The organism is Stenotrophomonas maltophilia group sp. Smal17, from assembly GCF_030237045.1.
Taxonomy (GTDB): Bacteria; Pseudomonadota; Gammaproteobacteria; order Xanthomonadales; family Xanthomonadaceae; genus Stenotrophomonas; species Stenotrophomonas forensis.
The window spans coordinates 15,945-33,920 of sequence record NZ_JASJSU010000008.1 but is presented as its reverse complement, the minus strand read 5'-3'; the positions used below and the strand labels follow the sequence as shown (position 1 = coordinate 33,920).

Genomic DNA, 17,976 nt, shown 5'->3' with positions numbered 1-17,976 from the left:
AGCGGTGCCGATGATCCGGCCAAGGGCGCCACGCTGGCGATCCCACACCCTCAGGAGTACGCCATGACCGGTTTCCGCTTCGTCCCTGCTGCCCTCGTGATTGCCACCGCCCTGCTGCTGGGCGCCTGCTCCAAGCCGCAGGAGGCCAGCAAGGCCACTGCGGCCGAAGACGTCACCGAAGTGAAGCTGCTCCCTGCCTATGAATCCCTCGACAAGGACAAGGACGGCATCGTCACCCTGGCCGAAGTGGATGCAGTCGCACCGGACTGGGCCGAGCGCCTGCACACCTGCGATACCGACCGCGACCAGAAACTGAGCCGCGGCGAGTACGACGTCTGCAAGCAGACCGCGCCTGCGGCCGCGCATTGATTCCCGGCGCCGGCGCGCCTGTGCGCGCGCCTGGCCGTGTTGGCCGCGCACGCTCTCCCGCCTACGGCTATACCAAGGTATAGCCGGGCTAACCCACGAGCCTCTAGGACTGCCCCATTCAGGGGCGGACAATAGCACCACTGGCCAGGGCAACCCCGGCCGGCACCCTCCCATCATGGAGACGCAGATGGACCCCGACCCTGCCGGGCGCGACGCGCCCTGGATGCCTGCCTGTTGCCTGTTCCTGGCGCCTGCCCGCCGCTCCCTGCCTGCCTGAGTGACGGGGGATCGCCAGGTGCCGCCTGCCTGGAGATCGCCCCCATGTCCTACAAGATCCTCTACATCACCCTGCGCCGCCTGATCGGTGAGCGCGATGTTGCCGCCCTGCGCAGCCAGCTGCTGCAGCACGGCCCGGTCATGTTCGCCCGTTCGCTCTCGCTCGGCTCGCCACGCGTGGTGGCCGACGCGCTGTCGCTGCTGCCGATCAGCGAGCGCATCAACGTGCTGCGCCACCTGCCCTACCCCCTGCGCGATGCGATGAAGCCGCTGTGCATCGGCGGCAGCCAGCGCCTGCACATGCAGCCGTGGTCGCCGGCGGTGCTGGCGATGCGCCACGCCTGACCTGTTCCATCCGTTCCGTTCGTGTTCCGGCCCCGGCCGGCTCTGACATTCGAGGAGAGTCCCATGAGCCTGCTCAACGCCTGGTTCAACGCCTTCCTGCGCAGCCGTCGCGCAGGCAACCTGTTCCGCCGCCGTGCGATGCCCGAGGCCGGCTTCGGTCCGGGCAGCGCCGAAGCGGCGCCGTTCGCGCTTACCACCGGCCTGGTCACCCTGGCCCAGCAGCCGGAAGCCGAGCTGCTGGCCACGCTGGATTCGCATGCCGATGGCCTCAGCCCGCACGAAGCCGGGGAGCGACTGGCCACGCTCGGCCCCAACGAGGTTGATCACGAAAAGCCGCTGCCGTGGTGGCGCCACCTGTGGCAGTGCTACCGCAACCCGTTCAACCTGCTGCTCACCGTGCTGGCGGCGGTGTCCTGGCTGACCGAGGACCTCAAGGCGACCATCGTGATCGGCGCGATGGTGCTGCTGTCCACGCTGATCCGCTTCGTGCAGGAGGGCCGTTCCAACCGTGCGGCCGAACGCCTGAAGGCCCTGGTCGGCAACACGGCGCGGGTGCTGCGCCGCAATCCGGGTACCGAGGCCGCCGACGTGGCCGACCAGTACTTCGGTGCGCATCTGCACAGCCGTCGCCCGGCGCGCCTGCTGGACCTGCCGATCCGTGAGCTGGTGCCCGGCGACCACATCGTGCTGTCGGCCGGCGACATGATTCCGGCCGACTGCCGCGTGCTGACCGCCAAGGACCTGTTCGTGGCGCAGGCGGCGATGACCGGTGAATCGCTGCCGGTGGAGAAGTTCGCGCACCCGGGCGATGGCCTGGCCGGCCTGCTGGAGCAGCACAACCTGCTGTTCATGGGCACCAACGTGGTGTCCGGCACCGCCACCGCCATCGTTCTGGCGACCGGCAACCGCACCTACTTCGGCACCCTGGCCCAGCGCAGCACCGCCACCGACCGTGCGCCCACCGCATTCCAGGCCGGCGTCAACAGTGTCAGCTGGCTGCTGATCCGCTTCGCGCTGGTGATGGTGCCGTTCGTGCTGTTGATCAACGGCTGGACCAAGGGCGACTGGACCGAGGCGTTCCTGTTCGCACTGTCGGTGGCGGTGGGGCTGACCCCGGAAATGCTGCCGATGATCGTCACCTCCACCCTGGCCAAGGGCGCGGTGCTGCTGTCGCGGCGCAAGGTGATCGTCAAGCGCCTGGATGCGATCCAGAACTTCGGCGCGATGGAAGTGCTGTGCACCGACAAGACCGGCACCCTCACCCAGGACAAGATCGCGCTGGAACGCCACACCGACGTGTTCGGTCACGATTCGGAGGACGTGCTGGCGTTTGCCTACCTCAACAGCCATTTCCAGACCGGGCTGATCAACCTGCTCGACCGCGCGGTACTGGAGCACGTGGAGCTGCAGAGCTCGCTGCGGCTGTCGCAGGACTACCACAAGGTGGACGAAATCCCGTTCGACTTCGAGCGCCGCCGCATGTCGGTGGTGGTGTCCGAGCGCGAGGATCATCACGAGCTGATCTGCAAGGGCGCAGTGGAGGAGATGCTGGCGGTATGCAGCACCGTGCGCGAGAACGGCCAGGATATGCCGCTGGATGACGCGCGCCTGGCGCGCGTGCGGCAGACCACCGAGGAACTGAACGAACAGGGCCTGCGCGTGGTGGCGGTGGCGATGAAGGAAACCGCGGCCAGCCGGACCGCCTACTCGCAGGCCGACGAGTGCGACCTGACCCTGGTCGGCTACGTGGCCTTCCTCGACCCGCCGAAGGAGTCCGCCGCACAGGCACTGCAGGCGCTGGCCGCGCATGGCGTGGAGGTGAAGGTATTCACCGGCGACAACGAACTGGTCACCGCCCGCGTCTGTGCCCAGGTCGGGCTGGACGCCGATACCATCCTGACCGGCCCGCAGATCGAGCGCATGGATGACGGCGCGCTGTCACGGGCGCTGCACCACCATCGCGTGTTCGCCCGGCTGACCCCGCTGCACAAGGAGCGCCTGGTGCGCGAGCTGCGCGCACAGGGCAAGGTGGTCGGCTTCCTCGGCGACGGCATCAACGATGCGCCCGCGCTGCGTGCCGCCGACATCGGCATCAGCGTGGACAGCGCGGTGGACATCGCAAAGGAGGCCGCCGACATCATCCTGCTGGAAAAGAACCTGATGGTGCTGGAGGAAGGCGTCATCCAGGGCCGGCGCACCTTCAACAACATGCTCAAGTACATCCGCATGACCGCCAGTTCCAACTTCGGCAACGTGTTTTCGGTGCTGGTGGCGTCGGCCTTCCTGCCGTTCCTGCCGATGCTGCCATTGCAGCTGCTGGTGCAGAACCTGCTGTACGACATCTCGCAGATTGCCATTCCGTTCGACAACGTGGACGAGGAACTGGTACGCAAGCCGCTGAAGTGGAACCCGGCGGACATCGGCCGCTTCATGGTGTTCTTCGGGCCGATCAGCTCGATCTTCGACCTGACCTGCTTCGCCCTGATGTGGTACGTGTTCGATGCACGCACGCCTGCCGACCAGGGCCTGTTCCAGTCCGGCTGGTTCGTGGTCGGCCTGCTGACCCAGACCCTGATCGTGCACATGATCCGCACGCCAAAGGTGCCGTTCCTGCAGAGCATCGCTGCACCGCCGCTGCTGCTGATGACCGGCCTGATCATGGCCATCGGCGTGGCCCTGCCGATGAGTCCGCTGGCCGGCTACTTCAAGCTGCAGGCCCTGCCGGCCGGCTACTGGCCGTTCCTGGTGGCGATCCTGTTCGGCTATGCGGTGCTGACCACCGCGCTGAAGAAGTTCTACATCCGTCGCTACGGCTGGCAGTAAGCACTGGCCGCCTTGTCCAGGGAGAAATGGATGCTCGACATCAATCCGAACCTGCCGGCGTTCAACGCCGGCGCCACCCTGAGCTCGCTGATCAGCCTGACGGTGGCCTTCGTGCTGGGCACCGCGATCGGCCTGGAACGGCAACTGCGCCAGCGCACCGCCGGGCTGCGTACCAACACGCTGGTGGCGGTGGGCGCGGCGGTGTTCGTCGACCTGGCCGTGCGCTTCCATGACCTGTACGGAGGGCCGCCGTCGCCGCTGCATGTGGTGGCCTATGTGATATCCGGCGTCGGCTTTCTCGGTGCCGGCGCGATCATGAAGGACGGCGCGCAGGTGTCCGGCCTGAACACCGCCGCCACCCTGTGGGGCTCGGCGGCGGTGGGCGCGTGCGCCGGCATCAAGCTGCTGCCGGAAGCGCTGCTGGCGGCGCTGTTCGTGCTGGCCGCCAATACGCTGCTGCGGCCGGTGGTCAATCGCATCCAGCGGCAGCCGCTGCCGGAAGCCTTCAGTGAAGCAACCTATGCGATCAACGTGGTCTGCCAGCGCGAGCAGCAGGCCGACGTGCTTGACCAGCTGTTGCTGCTGCTGGAGCAGGCGCAGTACCCGGTACGCGCGGTGGACCAGCGGCCGTTCGGCGAACGCGATGTGGAGATTGAAGCAGTGCTGTACGCCACCACGGTCGATGCCGGCGAACTGGATGCCGTGCTGGCAACGCTGGCGACCACGCCTGGCGTACTGCAGGGATTCTGGAACGCCAGCCTGGAGGAGTAGCGCCGGCCGCCGGATGCGTTCCGCCGGGCGTGGCTCAGCGCTTCCACGTGTTGCTTTGGTAGATGCCGACCTTGGTCGGCAGAATCCCTCAGGCATCATGATTCCTGCCCGGGCCTGCCGACCAAGGTCGGCAACTACCAGAAGCCTGAACGCCGCGGTCTGCCGGCCAGCGGCCGGCACTACCCAGCATCGCTTTGCTATCCTTTCCGCCCACGCCAGGGAGCTGTCCCGATGCCATCGCTGTCGCCCCGTCGCCCGCTGGTGCTGCTGGCCCTGATCGTCGTGATGGCGGCGATCTTCCTGATCGACACCGTCACCGACTACGCCGTTGCGGCGGCGTGTTTCTACGCGGCGGTCATCCTGGCCGCCTCGCGCGTGCTGGCCGCCCGTGGGCTGATCACGCTGGCCCTTGCCTGCATCGCGCTGACCGCTCTGAGCTTCTTCCTGACCCGCTTCGGCACCTACCGTATCGGCCTGGTCAATTCGGTGATCGGCATGCTGGTGATCGGCATCACCACCTATCTGGCCCTGAACATGGAAGCGGCCAAGGCGGCGGTACAGGAGGCCCAGGGACGATTGCTGCGGGTCGCGCGCGCGTCAACCGTAGGCGAGCTGACCACCTCCATCGCGCACGAGGTGAACCAGCCGCTGGCGGCCATCGCCAGCAGTGCCGAGGCCTGCCAGCGCTGGCTGGCGCAGGACCCGCCGAACGTGGACAAGGCACGGCAGACCGTGGCCCGCATCCTGGCCGATGCGCACCGCGCCGGCGACGTGATCGCGCGCATCCGCGGCCTGACCCAGGGTGCCGCGCCGCAGCGACGCGCCTTCGATCTGAACCAGGCGGTGGAAGAAATGCTGGCACTGTCGCGCAGCGAGCTGGATCGGCATGGCGTGGCGGTGGCGTTGCTGCTGGATGCCGACCTGCCACCGGTGCAGGCCGACCGCGTACAGGTACAGCAGGTGATCGGCAACCTGATTCTCAATGCGGTGGACGCGATGGAAGCGGTGCCTGCCGCTGACAGGCGCCTGTCGCTGCTGACCCAGCGCGATGGCGCGCGGATCAGCCTCAGTGTGCGCGATCGCGGTGTCGGCCTCCCCGCCGACCATCCCGAGCGTGTGTTCGATGCGTTCTGGACCACCAAGTCACACGGTCTTGGCCTCGGCCTCAGCCTCAGCCGTTCGATGATCGAAGCCAACGACGGCCAGATCCGCGCCGAGCGCCCGAGCGGCGGCGGGGCCTGCTTCGTCTTCGACCTGCCCATCGCCACGGATGTCCCTCATGCGTAAGCCCACCGTCCCTGTCGCCGATCCGGCACCGATCGTCTACGTGATCGACGACGACCCCTCGGTGCGCGCGGCGCTTGAGGATCTGTTGGCGTCAATGGGACTGCAGGTAAGGGCCTACGCCTCCACCCAGGCGTTCCTGGACCACGAACTGGACGATGCACCGGCCTGCCTGGTGCTGGACGTACGCATGCCCGGCCAGAGTGGCCTCGAATTCCATCGCACGATGAGCAGCCACGGCCTGCAGCTGCCGGTGGTGTTCATCACCGGCCACGGCGATATCGCCATGGGCGTCAATGCGATCAAGGACGGCGCCATCGAGTTCCTGACCAAGCCGTTTCGTGACCAGGAGCTGCTGGATGCAATCCACAAGGGCATCGAGCTGGACCGCCAGCGCCGCCGCGACGGCGAGGCACTCGATGCCCTGCAGCAGCGTTGGAACACGCTCAATGCCGGCGAGCGCGAGGTGGTCGATGGCGTGGTTCGTGGGCGCCTCAACAAGCAGATCGCCGGCGACCTCGGGGTCAGCGAGATCACGGTGAAGGTGCGCCGCGCGCAGGTGATGCGCAAGATGGGCGCGCGCACCCTGGTCGACCTGGTGCGGATGTACGACCGCTTGCAGGCGGGCACGCCCTGACCCAGCAGCAAGGCAGAGCGAGGCGGCAGCGTCGCCCCGCATTCCGCCCGCGCTATTTCCGGGTGGCCAGCACGATCACCCCGGCCACGACCAGGCCGATGCCACTCCACTCGCGCAGGCTGGGCCGTTCGCCCAGCAGCAGACAGGCCAGCACGATCACCAGCACGACGCTGAACTTGTCGACCACCGCGACCTTGGCCAGCTCGCCACTCTGCAACGCGCGGAAGTAGAACAGCCATGAGGCGCCGGTCGCCAGGGCGGAGAGCACCAGGAACAGCTGGGTGCGCCCCGGCAGCAGCAGCGGGTTGGACCACTTGCCGGTGACCACCACCAGCGGCAGGATCACCGCCGCCACGATCAGGGTGCGGATGGCCATGGCCAGGTCCGGGTCGACGCCCTTGACGCCGACCTTGGCGAACAGCGCGGTCAGCGCTGCGAACACGGCAGACAGTCCAGCCCAGATCAACCACTGCGGTAGGTTCTGCACAAAGGCCTCGCTTGCCTGCCCCGGCACGTGCGCCAACGCTACTCCACCCTGCCATCGGTGGGGCTTCACCTGACCATCACCCCCGTTACAATGGATCTGGAATCGCCAGGGGGCGATCAGCAGGGAACGCTTCATCGATGCTCGAACAGGACGCCACTCTCATTCGCAACGGGTCCGTTGCCCTCGCCAGGGCGGCCCTGCCATGCAGCGCGAGACGCCTGCCCGGCCGCCCCACCCATCCGCAGCGATCTGCCCGCTCTGCGCGGCAGGATCTTTCCAGCACGCCCTGACCGGAGCCGTCGAAATGCCCGAGAACACTCTCCTTGCCACGCCGGCCGCTACCGCGCCGACCACCTACCTCGACCGCGCCATGGCTACGCTGCGCAGCCTGGGCCTGGCCGCCCCGCAGGACAACAACGCACCGGCCATCGCGCTGGTTTCGCAGCTGTCCACGCTTGACCAGGGCCGCGTGGTGGCCATCGCCCGGGTGCTGCAGCAGTCCGGCCATTTCAATGCCGTGATGCGTGATGAAATCAGCTCGGCCAAGGTGTCCGACCGCTATACCGAGATCGTCCGCGCCTTCGACAGCATCCGTGACGATGCCAGCACCATGGTCGAACAGGTCCGCGACGGCAAGATCGACATGGGCGAGCGCCTGCAGAACCTGTGGATGAAGGTCACCCGCGGCGATATCCCGAGCCGGTTCGAGAAGATCCGCCGTACGTTCCTGGAGGTCAGCCGCGATTCGGCCGAGCAGCTGCAGCGTGAATCGCGCGTGCTGGAGATGTACGGCGACTTCCGCCTGTCGATCAAGGATGCCGAGATCCAGGCGCATGAGTTGTTGAAGCTGCAGCAGCAGCGGCTGGCCGAAGCGCGCGAAACGCTGAAGCAGGCGCAGCAGCGCGTGGAATCGGCCGACCCGGCCGCCGATGCCGCCGATACCGGCCGCCTGGTGATGGCCCGCGATGAAGCGCTGCGCAGCAGCCAGGCCGAGGAGTCGCGCTACCAGCTGGCCAAGGATCTGGCCGAGAACCTGCAGGTGAACTACGCCACCTCCGAGGCCATCATGCTGCGCGTGCACCAGTCGCACGAGGTCAAGCGCCGCGTCAACGAGCGCTCGGTGGTGTTCTTCTCTACCAACGAAACCAGCTTCACCGCCTTGAACCTGGCCTTCACCACGCAGATGGGGCTGCATGAGTCCACGCAGGCGCTCAATGCGATGACCGAGGGTACCTCCAAGGGGCTGGAAGCGGTGGCCAACATTGGCGATGAAGTGCTGCACGAGGGCCTGAAGGCCGGCTACGGCGCCACCATCGGCGTCGATTCGGTGCGCAAGCTGGTCGATGCGGTGGTGCGCTTCCAGGAGACGTCGCTGCAGGAAATCGAGCAGCTGCGCAGCCAGGCCACCCGCGACTCGGCGGAGATTGCCGAGTATGTCGAACAGGGCAAGCAGCGTTTCGCCGCACTGCTACAGGCACCGCCGAGCCCGGAGCCGCGCTGACGTGAGTGCGACGATGGCCCCTGCCGAGCTGCAGGATGCGTTGCTGACCATGGACGTGGTCGACCAGCTGCGCTACCGCAATGCCGAAATGAAGGCACTGGCCGACAGCGGCCATGACCAGGCGAGGCTCAAGCAGCGCCTGCTTGAACTGTACCGCTCGCAGGGTATCGAGGTCTCCGACGAGATCCTCGAGGCCGGCATCCAGGCCCAGCGTGAGCAGCGTTACCTCTATGCAGCGCCGCGTGGCTGGAAGGCCTGGTTGGCCCGGCGCTGGATCGATCGCCGTCGGCTGCTGAAGTGGGCGCTGATGGCGGCGTTGGTGCTGCTGGTGCTCGGCGCGCTGCTGATGATGGCGCGCAGCTTCGGCGCGTTCGTGCACGAAAGCAACGTGCAGAAGAACGTCCAGGTGTTGAACGACAAGGTGGCCGCGCAGCAGCAGGAGGCCGCAGCAGCGCGCGCCCTGCTGGCCCGGCAGGAACAGTCCCTGCAGGGGCTGCTGCCGCGCGCCAACGCCAGTGCGGAGCGCCTGCAGCCCCTGACCGAGCGCGCCCAGTCAGCGCTGGCGGAAGCGCAGCGGCGCTTCGCCGGCGTGCCCGCCGCCATGGCGGGCCTGCCCACCCTGATCCGCCAGGACAAACTCACGCGTATCAGCAGTGGTGGCAGCGCCACCGGCGAACAGGCCGCCGCCCAGGTGGAGCAGCAGCGGCAGGCCGCCGCAGCGCTGCTGGCGCGCGCCAGGGAAACCCTGCCCGCACTGACCGAGCGGGTGACCACGCTCGGCCAGGCCATCGATGCCAGCGAACTGCTGGACACCACCGACACCGCCGCAAGGGCGGCGCGCCTCACGCCGGACGCCGAGAAGGTACGCGCACGCGCCTACACCGCCGGCGATGTCGCACTTCGCGCCGGCGACATGGCCGCGGCCACCCTGGCGGTCACCACGCTGAAGGAGCTGATCGGCAGCGCCGACAAGCTGGCCGCGCTCAACGAGCGGCTGGCCCAGCTCAAGGCCGACGGCCTGGCCACGGGCGTTGCGGGCGAAGACCGCAAACGGCTGGAACGTGCGCTGGACCAGGCCGCCCAGCGGGTCCGCGTCGAGACACTGGCCGAAGCCGGGCCGGCGATCGACGAGGTCGGCCAGCTGGTGGCGTTGCTGTCCAAGTCCCTGGTCTACCGCATCGTCAACCGTGACGGTGAGCGTACCGGCGTCTGGCGCTACAGCGAAAAGGCCAATGGCAGCCGCAACTACTACCTGGTGACCGAAGCGCTGGACGAGGCCGGCAACGCCACCGAACTGCTGATCCGCAATGAGGAAACCGGCAAGGACGAGTGGGCCTCGCTGTTCGCCGTACGCGTGCCGGAGGCCACCTACAACCGGGTCGCAGCTGACAAGCAGGACAACGGCATCATCGAGGACGACCAGATCGGCAGCAAGCCGCGCGGCAGCCTGTCGCCGCGTTTCCGCATGCCCACCACCGGCGGCTACATCACCGAATGGTGATGGGTAAGGAACTGACATGAGAGATCTGAACGACGCGATTGCCGATGTCGAAACCGATATCGGCCAGGTGCAGGCACAACTGGCCACGCGCGGCGACCAGTGCCTGGACCTGATCAAGGAGCAGGAAGCGCTTCACGGCCGGGTCCGCGAAGACTTCAATGCACTGGCCCGCCTGCAGGCCGAGGCCGCCATTGATTCGCCGCCGATGGTGGCCAGGGACCTGCTGCAGCAGTCCAGCGCCGACCTGCAGCGCCGCGATCGCAAAGCGGCGGTGCTGGCTGACGAGCTGCAGGCGCTGCTGGACATCGAACAGTCGCTGCAGCAGCGCTCGCAGGAGGCCGTTGCCGCACGCGACGCCGCTGGCGGCCAGTGGCAAGCCCTGCAGAACCAGGTGGACACCACGCTGGAAGCGGAACCCACCTACAGGGTGCTGCAGGTCGACCTGCAGCTGGCCGAGGCGCGCGCCGACACAGTGGAGCGCATGGCCGCCTCCGCGCAGTCGGAGCATGATGCCAAGGCCGGCGCCTATCAGGCCGACCCGATCTTCATGTACCTGCACCGTCGCAGCTTCGGCAGCGCGGCCTATCGCGGTTGGCCGCTGGTGCGCACGGTCGATGGCTGGCTGGCCGAGCTGTGCGGCTTCGACCGTGCCCGTCGCGAGTACGCCACGCTGGTCGAGCTTCCGCCCTATCTGCAGGAGCATGCCGGACGGGCCCGTGCCGACGTCGAGGCGGCCCGCCAGCCGGTGCAGCAGGCCCGCGACGCCGCCCTCGCCGACGCCGGCGGCGACCCGCTGCGCCAGCAGTTGCAGACGGCACAGAACGTAGTGGCGCAGGCGCTGTTGGCCGAGCAGCTGCATCGGCAGACCGTGGATGCCAAGCAGGCACAGATCGATGGTTTCCGCAGTTGGACCGATGCCGAAGGCGGCGCCCTGCTCACCGCGCTGGCGCGCACGCTGTCGGCCAAGAGCATGGACGACCTGTACCGACGCGTCGCCGCCACCGCCTCCGGCGAGGACGATGCCGTGCTCGAACGCATCCATCGCAGTCGCCTGCGCCTGGGCGAGATCGATGGCATGGTGGGCGAGCACACCCGCGAAATGGCCGTGCTGAAGAAGCGCCTGGACAGCCTGCAGGCTGCGCGCAGGAGCTACCAGGCCGCTGCGGATATCGAGCGTCAGGCGTACGAGGCACCGAGCTACCGGGCCGCCGCCCCGGCCACCGTCGCCGCATCCTTCTTCAGCACCACCAGCAGCCGAAGCACCACCCGCTCCTCTGGCAGCCTGTTCGACCTGCTTGCGGGCGGATCCAGTAGTTCAAGCTCTCGTTCAAGCTCCAGCTCGAGTTCGAGTTCGAGTTCGAGTTCAAGCTCCAGTTCCAGCGGCAGCAGCTTCCAGAGCGGTGGTGGCATCAGTGGTGGCGGTGGCTTCAAGACCGGCGGCGGGTTCTAGCCCTCCACCTGCCGGGTGCGCCGCTTCATCCGCGTATCCAGCAGGCCGACGCCCAGCAGCACCAGGCTGGTCAGCCATCCGGCGGCCAGCAGGTGCAGCCACGGCAACAGCAGGCCCAGCACCAGCAGCGCCGCGGCGCCCAGCAGGTGCGAGCGCGGCGTGTGTCCATAGACCACGCGCTTATACAGGGCGCTGCCCAGCAGATAGATCAACGGCCCGGCCACCATCACGGTGGCGTACACCGTGCTGACGGCTGCACCCGGATGGTCCATCACCAGATCGTTGCCCACCGCCGTGGCGATGATGCCGGCGATCAGCAAGGCATGCACGTAATGGAAGTTGGCGCCCATCCGCCCGGGGTCTTCGGCATGGGTGATGGCCTCGGTGGCATCGCGGCTGGAGATGCCGAAGTACAGCCACCACATGGCAATCGTGCCGGCGAACGTGGCCAGCACGGCCGAGACCACTTCCCCGCTCCAGTGCTCGACTTCACTGAGCACGCCGCCAGTGGCCAGCAGGGTTTCGCCCAACGCCACGATGACGAACAGCTGGCAGCGCTCGGCCAGATGCCCGCCCTCGATGGTCCAGTCACGGGTGTGCGAACGGCCCATGCCCGGGAACGCGAAACCGAACATCGGCGAGATGTACTCGCAGGCCACGGCCACCGCCCACAACGCCAGGCGCAGAGAGCCATCGGCCGCGGCACCGGCCAGCCAGAAGCACGCCGAAACGCTGACCCAGGCCAGCATGCGGCGGAAGTTGGGGGCCAGCGGATGGTTACGGCCGACCTCGAACAGGACGAAAGCCGTGCGCCCCACCTGCATCGTGGCGTAGGCCCCTGCGAACATCCAGGCCCGGTCTGCAAACGCCTCGGGAATGGACGAAGACATCAGCAGCGCCAGCAGCATGGTGGCAAACAGCAGTCCACGGATGCGCGGCGCCTGCGGGTCGAACCAGTTGCTGACCCAGCAGGCGTACTGCCAGCCCAGCCAGACCGCGAACCACAGCACCAGGGTCTGCAGCACGCCGGCCAGATCAAGGTGGTGCAGCAGGTGGTGGCTGAGCTGGGTGACCGCAAACACGTAGACCAGGTCGAAGAACAGTTCTTCGTAGGTCACGCGGGCATGGTGGCCATCGCGATGGCGCAGCGCTGGCAGGCGCAGTCGGGTGCTCATGGCGGGCCTTCAGCGCGCCAGGCGCCAGTACAGCAGGCCCGCCAGCAGTGCCGGCAGGGCGAACACCAGCAGCAGGATCGGCAGTTCCTCGCGCACGCTGTAGCCGGCCTTGCTGACCCCTATCCACATGTTGGCCACCGATACCAGCAGCCAGGTGGCGATGAACGCGATCAGCGCGGCAGGCAGCTGCGAGCTGCCCACGCTCCAGAGCCGGCCGAACAGCAGGAACACGCCCAGCAGCAGGACGCCAGCGGTGATCACCAGAAGCACATGCATGTAACGATCTCCTTGAGCCTGCTGGCAGGCTAGCCCGGGCCGATTCTGCGCTCCAGCCGATGATCGTGGTTTCACCTTCCAGCCGCTGCGAACAATCAATGGCTGCCGGGACATGGCAAACGCGAACGGTTCCCATTAGTATTGCGTCATCGTGCAGGGATGCCCTCCCTGCAGCCGCCCCTCGCCCCTGTTGCCGGTCCGGATGTCCCAGCTGCCCTCGCCTCACCCACCTGCGCTGCCGCTGGTGTCTTCGCTGGCGCGCCACTACGAGGAACTGGTGGACTACCTGCGCCGCCGCTTCCGCTCGCCCGGACTGGCCCGCGAGGTGGTGCACGACGTCTGCGTGCGCCTGCTGGAGCGCCCGCCGCTGCACGATGCACGGCAGCCGATCGCGCTGCTGCGCCGGATCGCGCATGACGCGGCGGTTGATCGCTGCCGCGCCGAAGATCTTCGCCGGCACTGGGTGGAAGCGCGAGCCGAGCTGCCGGACGATGCCTGCCCCCGGCCCGGGCCCGAGCAGCAGGCCCAGGGCCTGCAGGCGCTGCAGCAATTGAGCGCGACCATCGAGCGCATGCCGTGCCGGCGCCAGCAGGTGTTCATCCTGCACAAGATCCACGCACTGCCCCAGGCCGAGGTCGCGCTGCGGATGGGTATCGGCCTGAAGGCGGTGGAACGCCACCTGCGCCTGGCCATGGCCGACTGCCGCCGGCAGGCCATGCAGCAATGAGGCGTACACCCGGGCCTCCCACGCGGCCGCAGCCGTCGCAGGCTGCCACCACCGATGAACTGCTCGACCAGCATCGCGATGCGCTGAAGGAACGGTTTCCGCTGCCGGATCCGAAAACGCTGCAGCGTCGTCGCGGCGGCCGTGCCGCCAAGGTCGTGCTGCCCGCACTGGCGCTGATGGCCGGCGCGCTGTTGCTGGTCGATCCGGCCTGGCAGGTGCAGGACCATCGCACGGCGGCAGGCGAACGCCGCGCACTCGATCTGGCCGACGGCAGCCACCTGCTGCTCGATGCCGGCACCCACTTGCAGGTGCGTCGCCACCTGCGTTCACGGCAGGTGGTGTTGATCCAGGGGCGCGCCCGCTTCCAGGTACAGCATTCGGCATGGCGACGCTTCGAGGTCGATGCCGGACCGGTGCGCGTGCGCAACTACGGCACGGTGTTCGATGTGGATCGCCAGGGCGATCTGAGCGAAGTGACCCTGTGGCGCGGCGAGGTGGGGGTACGCGCCGAGGGCAGCGATGCCGAGCAGCGCCTGAAGCCCGGCCAGCGCCTGCTGGCGCAGCCGGGGTCGATCTCTCCGCCCGAGGCGATCGACACCGACCCGGCCGACTGGACCACCGGGCGGCTGCAGTTCGATCGGCTGCCCCTGGTGGAGGTGTTGCGGATCCTGCAACGCTATCACGACCGTCCGATCGTGCTGGATGACCCCACCCTGGGCGCGCTGCAGGTGTCCGGCGTGTTCGACGCCGACCGCGCCGACACCGCCGTGGCACTGCTGCCGGAGATCCTGCCGGTACAGGTACACGCCGCCGCCGATGGCAGCCTGCACCTGCGAAGGCGCGATTGATCGTCTTTGATCGACTCTGCAAGGGTGGGTTGCGCGGCATCCCATCCGGCAGGTGCTTGAACCCCTCCGAAGGACCCCGCATGACCCGCCCTGTTTCGCCCGCCGCACTGCGCCGGCTGGCGCCCTCCCTGCTCGCCGCCTGCCTCTGCGCTGCCCTGCCCGCTGCCGCGCAGGCCGCCGCGCCTGCACCGATGGAGCTGCATCTGCCCGCCGGCCCGCTGCAGACCTCGCTCAACACACTGGCGCGGCAGAGTGGCATCCAGCTGCTGTTCGCCGCCGACAGCGTGAGCGGCCGCACGGCCCCGGCGCTGGATGGCCGCTACACCCCGCGCGACGCCCTGCAGCGGCTGTTGGCGGGACAGGGCCTGGCCCTGCAGGAACGTTCGCCGGGCGTCTTCGTGGTCAGCGCCGCGGCAGCGCCAACGCCGGCAAAGGCCAATGCCCCGGCGCGCGCGCCTGCGGCTGCGACACCGACCTCACTGGCCCGCGTCATGGTATCGGCCTCGACCGCGCGCATGCCGCAGGGCGAGACCGCCATGCCCAACACCATCACCGTGCTGACCCGCGAAGACATCGCGCAGCAGCTGGCGCTGGGTTCGGACGTGTCTCGCGTGCTGTCTTCGCAGATTCCGGCCTTCGCGCCGGCGCGCGAGAAGATGTCCAACTACGGCGAAACGATGCGTGGCCGCGGCATCCTGTACATGGTCGATGGCGTACCGCAGTCGACGCCGCTGCGCGATGGCTCGCGTGACTCGCACACCATCGACCCGGCGATGATCGAACGCATCGAGGTCATCCATGGTGCCAACGCGCTGCAGGGCATCGGTGGCACCGGCGGCATCGTCAACATCATCACCCGCAGTGCGCCCAGCGAGCCCGGTGCGTTCCTGCTCGACACCCACATCAGCTACAGCAGCGCCCTGCCCAGCCGCCGCGATGACAGTGGCCAGCGCGGTTCTGCGCTGGTCGGTGTGCGCGGTGAGCAGTTCGACCTGGTCGCCGGCCTGGCCTATGAGAAGCAGGGCCTGTTCCATGATGGCGAGGGCCGTTCGATCGGCACCAATGCGCAGGGCGAACTGATGGATTCGACCTCGTCGAACGTGTTCGCCAAGCTGGGCTGGAACCTGGCCGAGGGCCATCGCCTGCAGCTGATGGCCAACCGCTACGAACTGCGTGGGCTGGACAATTACCTGGCGGTCAACGGTGATTACCGCACCGGTCGGCCGACGATTTCGGTGCGCGGTGACACGCCGCTGGAGCCGCCGATGAACCGCTCGCGCTCGCTGACCCTGGACTACAGCGCCGCCGACCTGCTCGGTGGCCGTTTCCAGGCGCAGGCCTTCGCGGTCGATTTCGAGGGCCGCTATGGCGCCAGCCAGTGGGACCCGTGGGGCAACACCGGCGCCAATGCTGCGTGGGACCAGACCCAGAACGAATCGGACAAGCGCGGCTTCAAGCTGACCCAGAGCTGGACCCGCATCGCCGACACCACCCTGGACGTGACCCTGGGCCTGGACGGCCTGCGCGACCGCACCCACCAGGTGCTGCTGGCCAGCGGCATGAACTGGGTGCCGCAGACCACCTACCAGAGCCTGTCGCCACTGCTGCAGCTGCATTGGTGGCCGACCGACCACCTGATGCTGTCCGGCGGCCTGCGCTACGAAAAGGGCGAGCTGGAAGTAGGCGACTACACCACCCTGCCCCGCTATGGCGCGCGCAAGGTGACCGGCGGCAAGCCGACCATGAGCGAGACCCTGCCCAACTTCGGCGCGGTCTGGTACATCAATGATCGCCTCAATGCGTACGCCTCCTACTCGGAGGGTTACACGGTGGCCGACGTCGGCCGCGTGCTGCGCGCGATCAACCGTGACGGCCAGCGCGTGGACAGCCTGATCGACCTGTCCCCGGTCGTGTCGGACAACCGCGAAATCGGGCTGGAGTACGACGATGGCCGCTTCAGCGGTGACATCGCCTACTACACCTCCGAATCCAAGCTCGGCTCGGTGCTGGTCTACGACCCGGGCATCGATGCCTACGCCGTGCAGCGCCAGGCCACCCGCGTGGAAGGCTTCGAGACCAACCTGCGCCTGCGCCTGGGCGACAGCCGCCTCGGCCTGGGCTACGCACGCGCCAACGGTCGCTACGACGCCAACCTCGATGGCCGCCTCGACAGCGATCTGGCCGGCGTCAACATCGCGCCGAACCGGCTGACCGCGTTCTGGGAGCAGAACTGGACGCCGCAGCTGAGCACGCGCCTGCAGGCCAGCCGCGCATTCGACCGCGACTTCGACCTGCAGGGCGCGCGGGTAGCCGAGTTCAAGGGCTACACCACCATGGACCTGGTCGCGCGCTATGCGCTGGACAAGCACAGCTTCACCCTGGGCGTGCAGAACCTGGCCAACAGGCAGTACATCAGCTACTACTCGCAGACCACGCCGTCGAACCCGAGCTACTTCTCCGGCCGTGGGCGGGTGCTGACGCTGGGGTGGCAGTACCGGTACTGATCCATGGCGCCCTTATGGGAGCCATGAAATCTATGCGGAACGTGATGAAGGAGGCCCGTGCTAGTTTCTGGGCCTCCTTCAAACGGACCTGGACCATGCGCTCTTCCCTGCTCGCCCTCACCCTGGCTGCTGCACTGCCGGTCGCCCACGCGGTGGCCGCCGAAACACCGCTGCCACAGCTGCGGGCATACACCGTGGATGCGTCCTGGCTGCAGCCGATGGCGCCGCTGCAGATTGCCGACCACACCTGGCAGATCGGCACCGAGAGCCTGACCGCGCTGCTGGTACAGACCAGCGAAGGCGCGGTGCTGCTGGACGGCGGCATGCCACAGATGGCCGGCCACCTGCTGGACAACCTGAAGGCACGCGGCGTGGCAGCGCAGGACCTGCGGCTGATCCTGCTCAGCCATGCGCATGCCGACCACGCCGGCCCGGTGGCGGAACTGAAGCGCCGTACCGGAGCGCGCGTGGTCGCCAACGCAGAATCAGCGGTCCTGCTGGCACGCGGCGGCAGTGATGACCTGCACTTCGGTGATGACATCACCTATCCGCCGGCCAGCACCGACCGCATCGTCATGGATGGCGAGGTGGTCACCGTCGGCGGTATCGCCTTCACCGCACACTTCATGCCTGGGCACACCCCGGGCAGCACGGCCTGGACCTGGACCGACACGCGCGAGGGCAAGCCGGTGCGCATCGCCTATGCCGACAGCCTGAGCGCGCCGGGCTACCAGCTGCGTGGCAACGTCCGCTATCCGCGTTTGATCGAGGACTACACGCGCAGCTTCGCCACCGTGCGCGGGCTGCCCTGCGACCTGCTGCTGACGCCACACCCGGGCGCCAGCCACTGGGACTATGCGGCCGGCAGCAAGGCAGGTGCCAAGGCACTGACCTGCAAGGCCTACGCGGATGACGCCGAAAAGAAATTCGACGCACAGCTGGCCAAGGGAACGGTCCGGGCCCGTTGATTCCGTAGAGTCGAGCTTGCTCGACTGAAGCGAA

Annotated in this window: 16 protein-coding genes; 13 read left to right on the top strand and 3 right to left on the bottom strand. The window is 67.9% G+C overall.

Annotation, left to right across the window (positions count from 1 at the left end):
* Positions 1–63 precede the first annotated feature (63 nt).
* The 6 genes from QRO93_RS04090 to QRO93_RS04065 all read left to right on the top strand — a co-directional run bounded on the left by QRO93_RS04090 (position 64) and on the right by QRO93_RS04065 (position 6,505).
* Entirely contained in the window at positions 64–369 is a 306-nt protein-coding gene (locus QRO93_RS04090) for a hypothetical protein (RefSeq protein WP_164086400.1), read from the top strand.
* Between the two features lie 321 nt (positions 370–690).
* Complete coding sequence (locus QRO93_RS04085; RefSeq protein ID WP_006447714.1) at positions 691–990, top strand: hypothetical protein; 300 nt, start codon at positions 691–693, stop codon at positions 988–990.
* Between the two features lie 63 nt (positions 991–1,053).
* Entirely contained in the window at positions 1,054–3,813 is a 2,760-nt protein-coding gene (gene mgtA, locus QRO93_RS04080; protein ID WP_180878608.1) for a magnesium-translocating P-type ATPase, read from the top strand.
* Positions 3,814–3,843: 30 nt separating this feature from the next.
* Positions 3,844–4,584, top strand: coding sequence for an MgtC/SapB family protein (locus QRO93_RS04075; RefSeq protein WP_180878609.1), 741 nt, complete (start codon positions 3,844–3,846; stop codon positions 4,582–4,584).
* Positions 4,585–4,815: 231 nt separating this feature from the next.
* Positions 4,816–5,871 (top strand): sensor histidine kinase, encoded by a 1,056-nt coding sequence (locus QRO93_RS04070; RefSeq protein ID WP_180878610.1) that lies wholly within the window; start codon positions 4,816–4,818, stop codon positions 5,869–5,871.
* Positions 5,864–6,505 (top strand): response regulator transcription factor, encoded by a 642-nt coding sequence (locus QRO93_RS04065; protein ID WP_180878611.1) that lies wholly within the window; start codon positions 5,864–5,866, stop codon positions 6,503–6,505. Before QRO93_RS04070 ends, QRO93_RS04065 begins: the two co-directional genes overlap by 8 nt.
* Positions 6,506–6,557: 52 nt before the next feature.
* Here QRO93_RS04065 and QRO93_RS04060 read toward each other — a convergent pair whose 3' ends face one another.
* Entirely contained in the window at positions 6,558–6,992 is a 435-nt protein-coding gene (locus tag QRO93_RS04060; RefSeq protein WP_180878612.1) for an EamA family transporter, read from the bottom strand.
* A gap of 304 nt (positions 6,993–7,296) precedes the next feature.
* Here QRO93_RS04060 and QRO93_RS04055 point away from each other — a divergent pair, with 304 nt between their 5' ends.
* The 3 genes from QRO93_RS04055 to QRO93_RS04045 are packed head-to-tail and all read left to right on the top strand — an operon-like array spanning position 7,297 to position 11,444.
* Positions 7,297–8,493, top strand: coding sequence for a cell surface protein (locus QRO93_RS04055; RefSeq protein WP_180878613.1), 1,197 nt, complete (start codon positions 7,297–7,299; stop codon positions 8,491–8,493).
* A 1-nt stretch (position 8,494) separates the two neighbouring features.
* Complete coding sequence (locus tag QRO93_RS04050) at positions 8,495–9,994, top strand: DUF6384 family protein (RefSeq protein WP_285303959.1); 1,500 nt, start codon at positions 8,495–8,497, stop codon at positions 9,992–9,994.
* Positions 9,995–10,010: 16 nt separating this feature from the next.
* Positions 10,011–11,444 (top strand): hypothetical protein, encoded by a 1,434-nt coding sequence (locus tag QRO93_RS04045; RefSeq protein WP_285303958.1) that lies wholly within the window; start codon positions 10,011–10,013, stop codon positions 11,442–11,444.
* Here QRO93_RS04045 and QRO93_RS04040 read toward each other — a convergent pair.
* Together QRO93_RS04040 and QRO93_RS04035 are read right to left on the bottom strand one after the other, a co-directional pair.
* Positions 11,441–12,619: a low temperature requirement protein A gene (locus QRO93_RS04040; protein WP_164086393.1), complete on the bottom strand. Its 1,179-nt coding sequence runs from the start codon at positions 12,617–12,619 to the stop codon at positions 11,441–11,443. The two genes, QRO93_RS04045 and QRO93_RS04040, sit on opposite strands and share 4 nt — an antisense overlap.
* A gap of 9 nt (positions 12,620–12,628) precedes the next feature.
* Entirely contained in the window at positions 12,629–12,895 is a 267-nt protein-coding gene (locus tag QRO93_RS04035; protein WP_180878615.1) for a hypothetical protein, read from the bottom strand.
* Positions 12,896–13,097: 202 nt separating this feature from the next.
* Here QRO93_RS04035 and QRO93_RS04030 point away from each other — a divergent pair, with 202 nt between their 5' ends.
* The 4 genes from QRO93_RS04030 (at position 13,098) to blaL1 (ending at position 17,942) form a co-directional block, all read left to right on the top strand.
* Positions 13,098–13,622 (top strand): RNA polymerase sigma factor, encoded by a 525-nt coding sequence (locus tag QRO93_RS04030; RefSeq protein WP_053449863.1) that lies wholly within the window; start codon positions 13,098–13,100, stop codon positions 13,620–13,622.
* Positions 13,619–14,470 (top strand): FecR family protein, encoded by an 852-nt coding sequence (locus QRO93_RS04025; RefSeq protein WP_180878616.1) that lies wholly within the window; start codon positions 13,619–13,621, stop codon positions 14,468–14,470. The genes QRO93_RS04030 and QRO93_RS04025 overlap by 4 nt, the downstream gene beginning before the upstream one ends.
* A gap of 80 nt (positions 14,471–14,550) precedes the next feature.
* Complete coding sequence (locus QRO93_RS04020; RefSeq protein ID WP_180878617.1) at positions 14,551–16,974, top strand: TonB-dependent receptor; 2,424 nt, start codon at positions 14,551–14,553, stop codon at positions 16,972–16,974.
* A gap of 95 nt (positions 16,975–17,069) precedes the next feature.
* A complete protein-coding gene (blaL1, locus tag QRO93_RS04015) occupies positions 17,070–17,942 on the top strand; it encodes a L1 family subclass B3 metallo-beta-lactamase (protein ID WP_180878618.1) in 873 nt (290 codons plus the stop codon).
* The last annotated feature ends 34 nt before the right edge of the window (positions 17,943–17,976 follow it).

What these genes read in the sequence shown, in the direction of transcription:
- QRO93_RS04065 (WP_180878611.1), top strand. Translation starts at nt 5,864, where the DNA reads ATGCGTAAGCCCACCGTCCCTGTCGCCGATCCGGCACCGATCGTCTAC.
- QRO93_RS04035 (WP_180878615.1), bottom strand. Translation starts at nt 12,895, where the DNA reads ATGCATGTGCTTCTGGTGATCACCGCTGGCGTCCTGCTGCTGGGCGTG.
- QRO93_RS04025 (WP_180878616.1), top strand. Translation starts at nt 13,619, where the DNA reads ATGAGGCGTACACCCGGGCCTCCCACGCGGCCGCAGCCGTCGCAGGCT.
- QRO93_RS04055 (WP_180878613.1), top strand. Translation starts at nt 7,297, where the DNA reads ATGCCCGAGAACACTCTCCTTGCCACGCCGGCCGCTACCGCGCCGACC.
- QRO93_RS04070 (WP_180878610.1), top strand. Translation starts at nt 4,816, where the DNA reads ATGCCATCGCTGTCGCCCCGTCGCCCGCTGGTGCTGCTGGCCCTGATC.
- QRO93_RS04085 (WP_006447714.1), top strand. Translation starts at nt 691, where the DNA reads ATGTCCTACAAGATCCTCTACATCACCCTGCGCCGCCTGATCGGTGAG.
- QRO93_RS04045 (WP_285303958.1), top strand. Translation starts at nt 10,011, where the DNA reads ATGAGAGATCTGAACGACGCGATTGCCGATGTCGAAACCGATATCGGC.
- QRO93_RS04020 (WP_180878617.1), top strand. Translation starts at nt 14,551, where the DNA reads ATGACCCGCCCTGTTTCGCCCGCCGCACTGCGCCGGCTGGCGCCCTCC.
- QRO93_RS04040 (WP_164086393.1), bottom strand. Translation starts at nt 12,619, where the DNA reads ATGAGCACCCGACTGCGCCTGCCAGCGCTGCGCCATCGCGATGGCCAC.
- QRO93_RS04075 (WP_180878609.1), top strand. Translation starts at nt 3,844, where the DNA reads ATGCTCGACATCAATCCGAACCTGCCGGCGTTCAACGCCGGCGCCACC.
- QRO93_RS04090 (WP_164086400.1), top strand. Translation starts at nt 64, where the DNA reads ATGACCGGTTTCCGCTTCGTCCCTGCTGCCCTCGTGATTGCCACCGCC.
- blaL1 (WP_180878618.1), top strand. Translation starts at nt 17,070, where the DNA reads ATGCGCTCTTCCCTGCTCGCCCTCACCCTGGCTGCTGCACTGCCGGTC.
- mgtA (WP_180878608.1), top strand. Translation starts at nt 1,054, where the DNA reads ATGAGCCTGCTCAACGCCTGGTTCAACGCCTTCCTGCGCAGCCGTCGC.
- QRO93_RS04030 (WP_053449863.1), top strand. Translation starts at nt 13,098, where the DNA reads ATGTCCCAGCTGCCCTCGCCTCACCCACCTGCGCTGCCGCTGGTGTCT.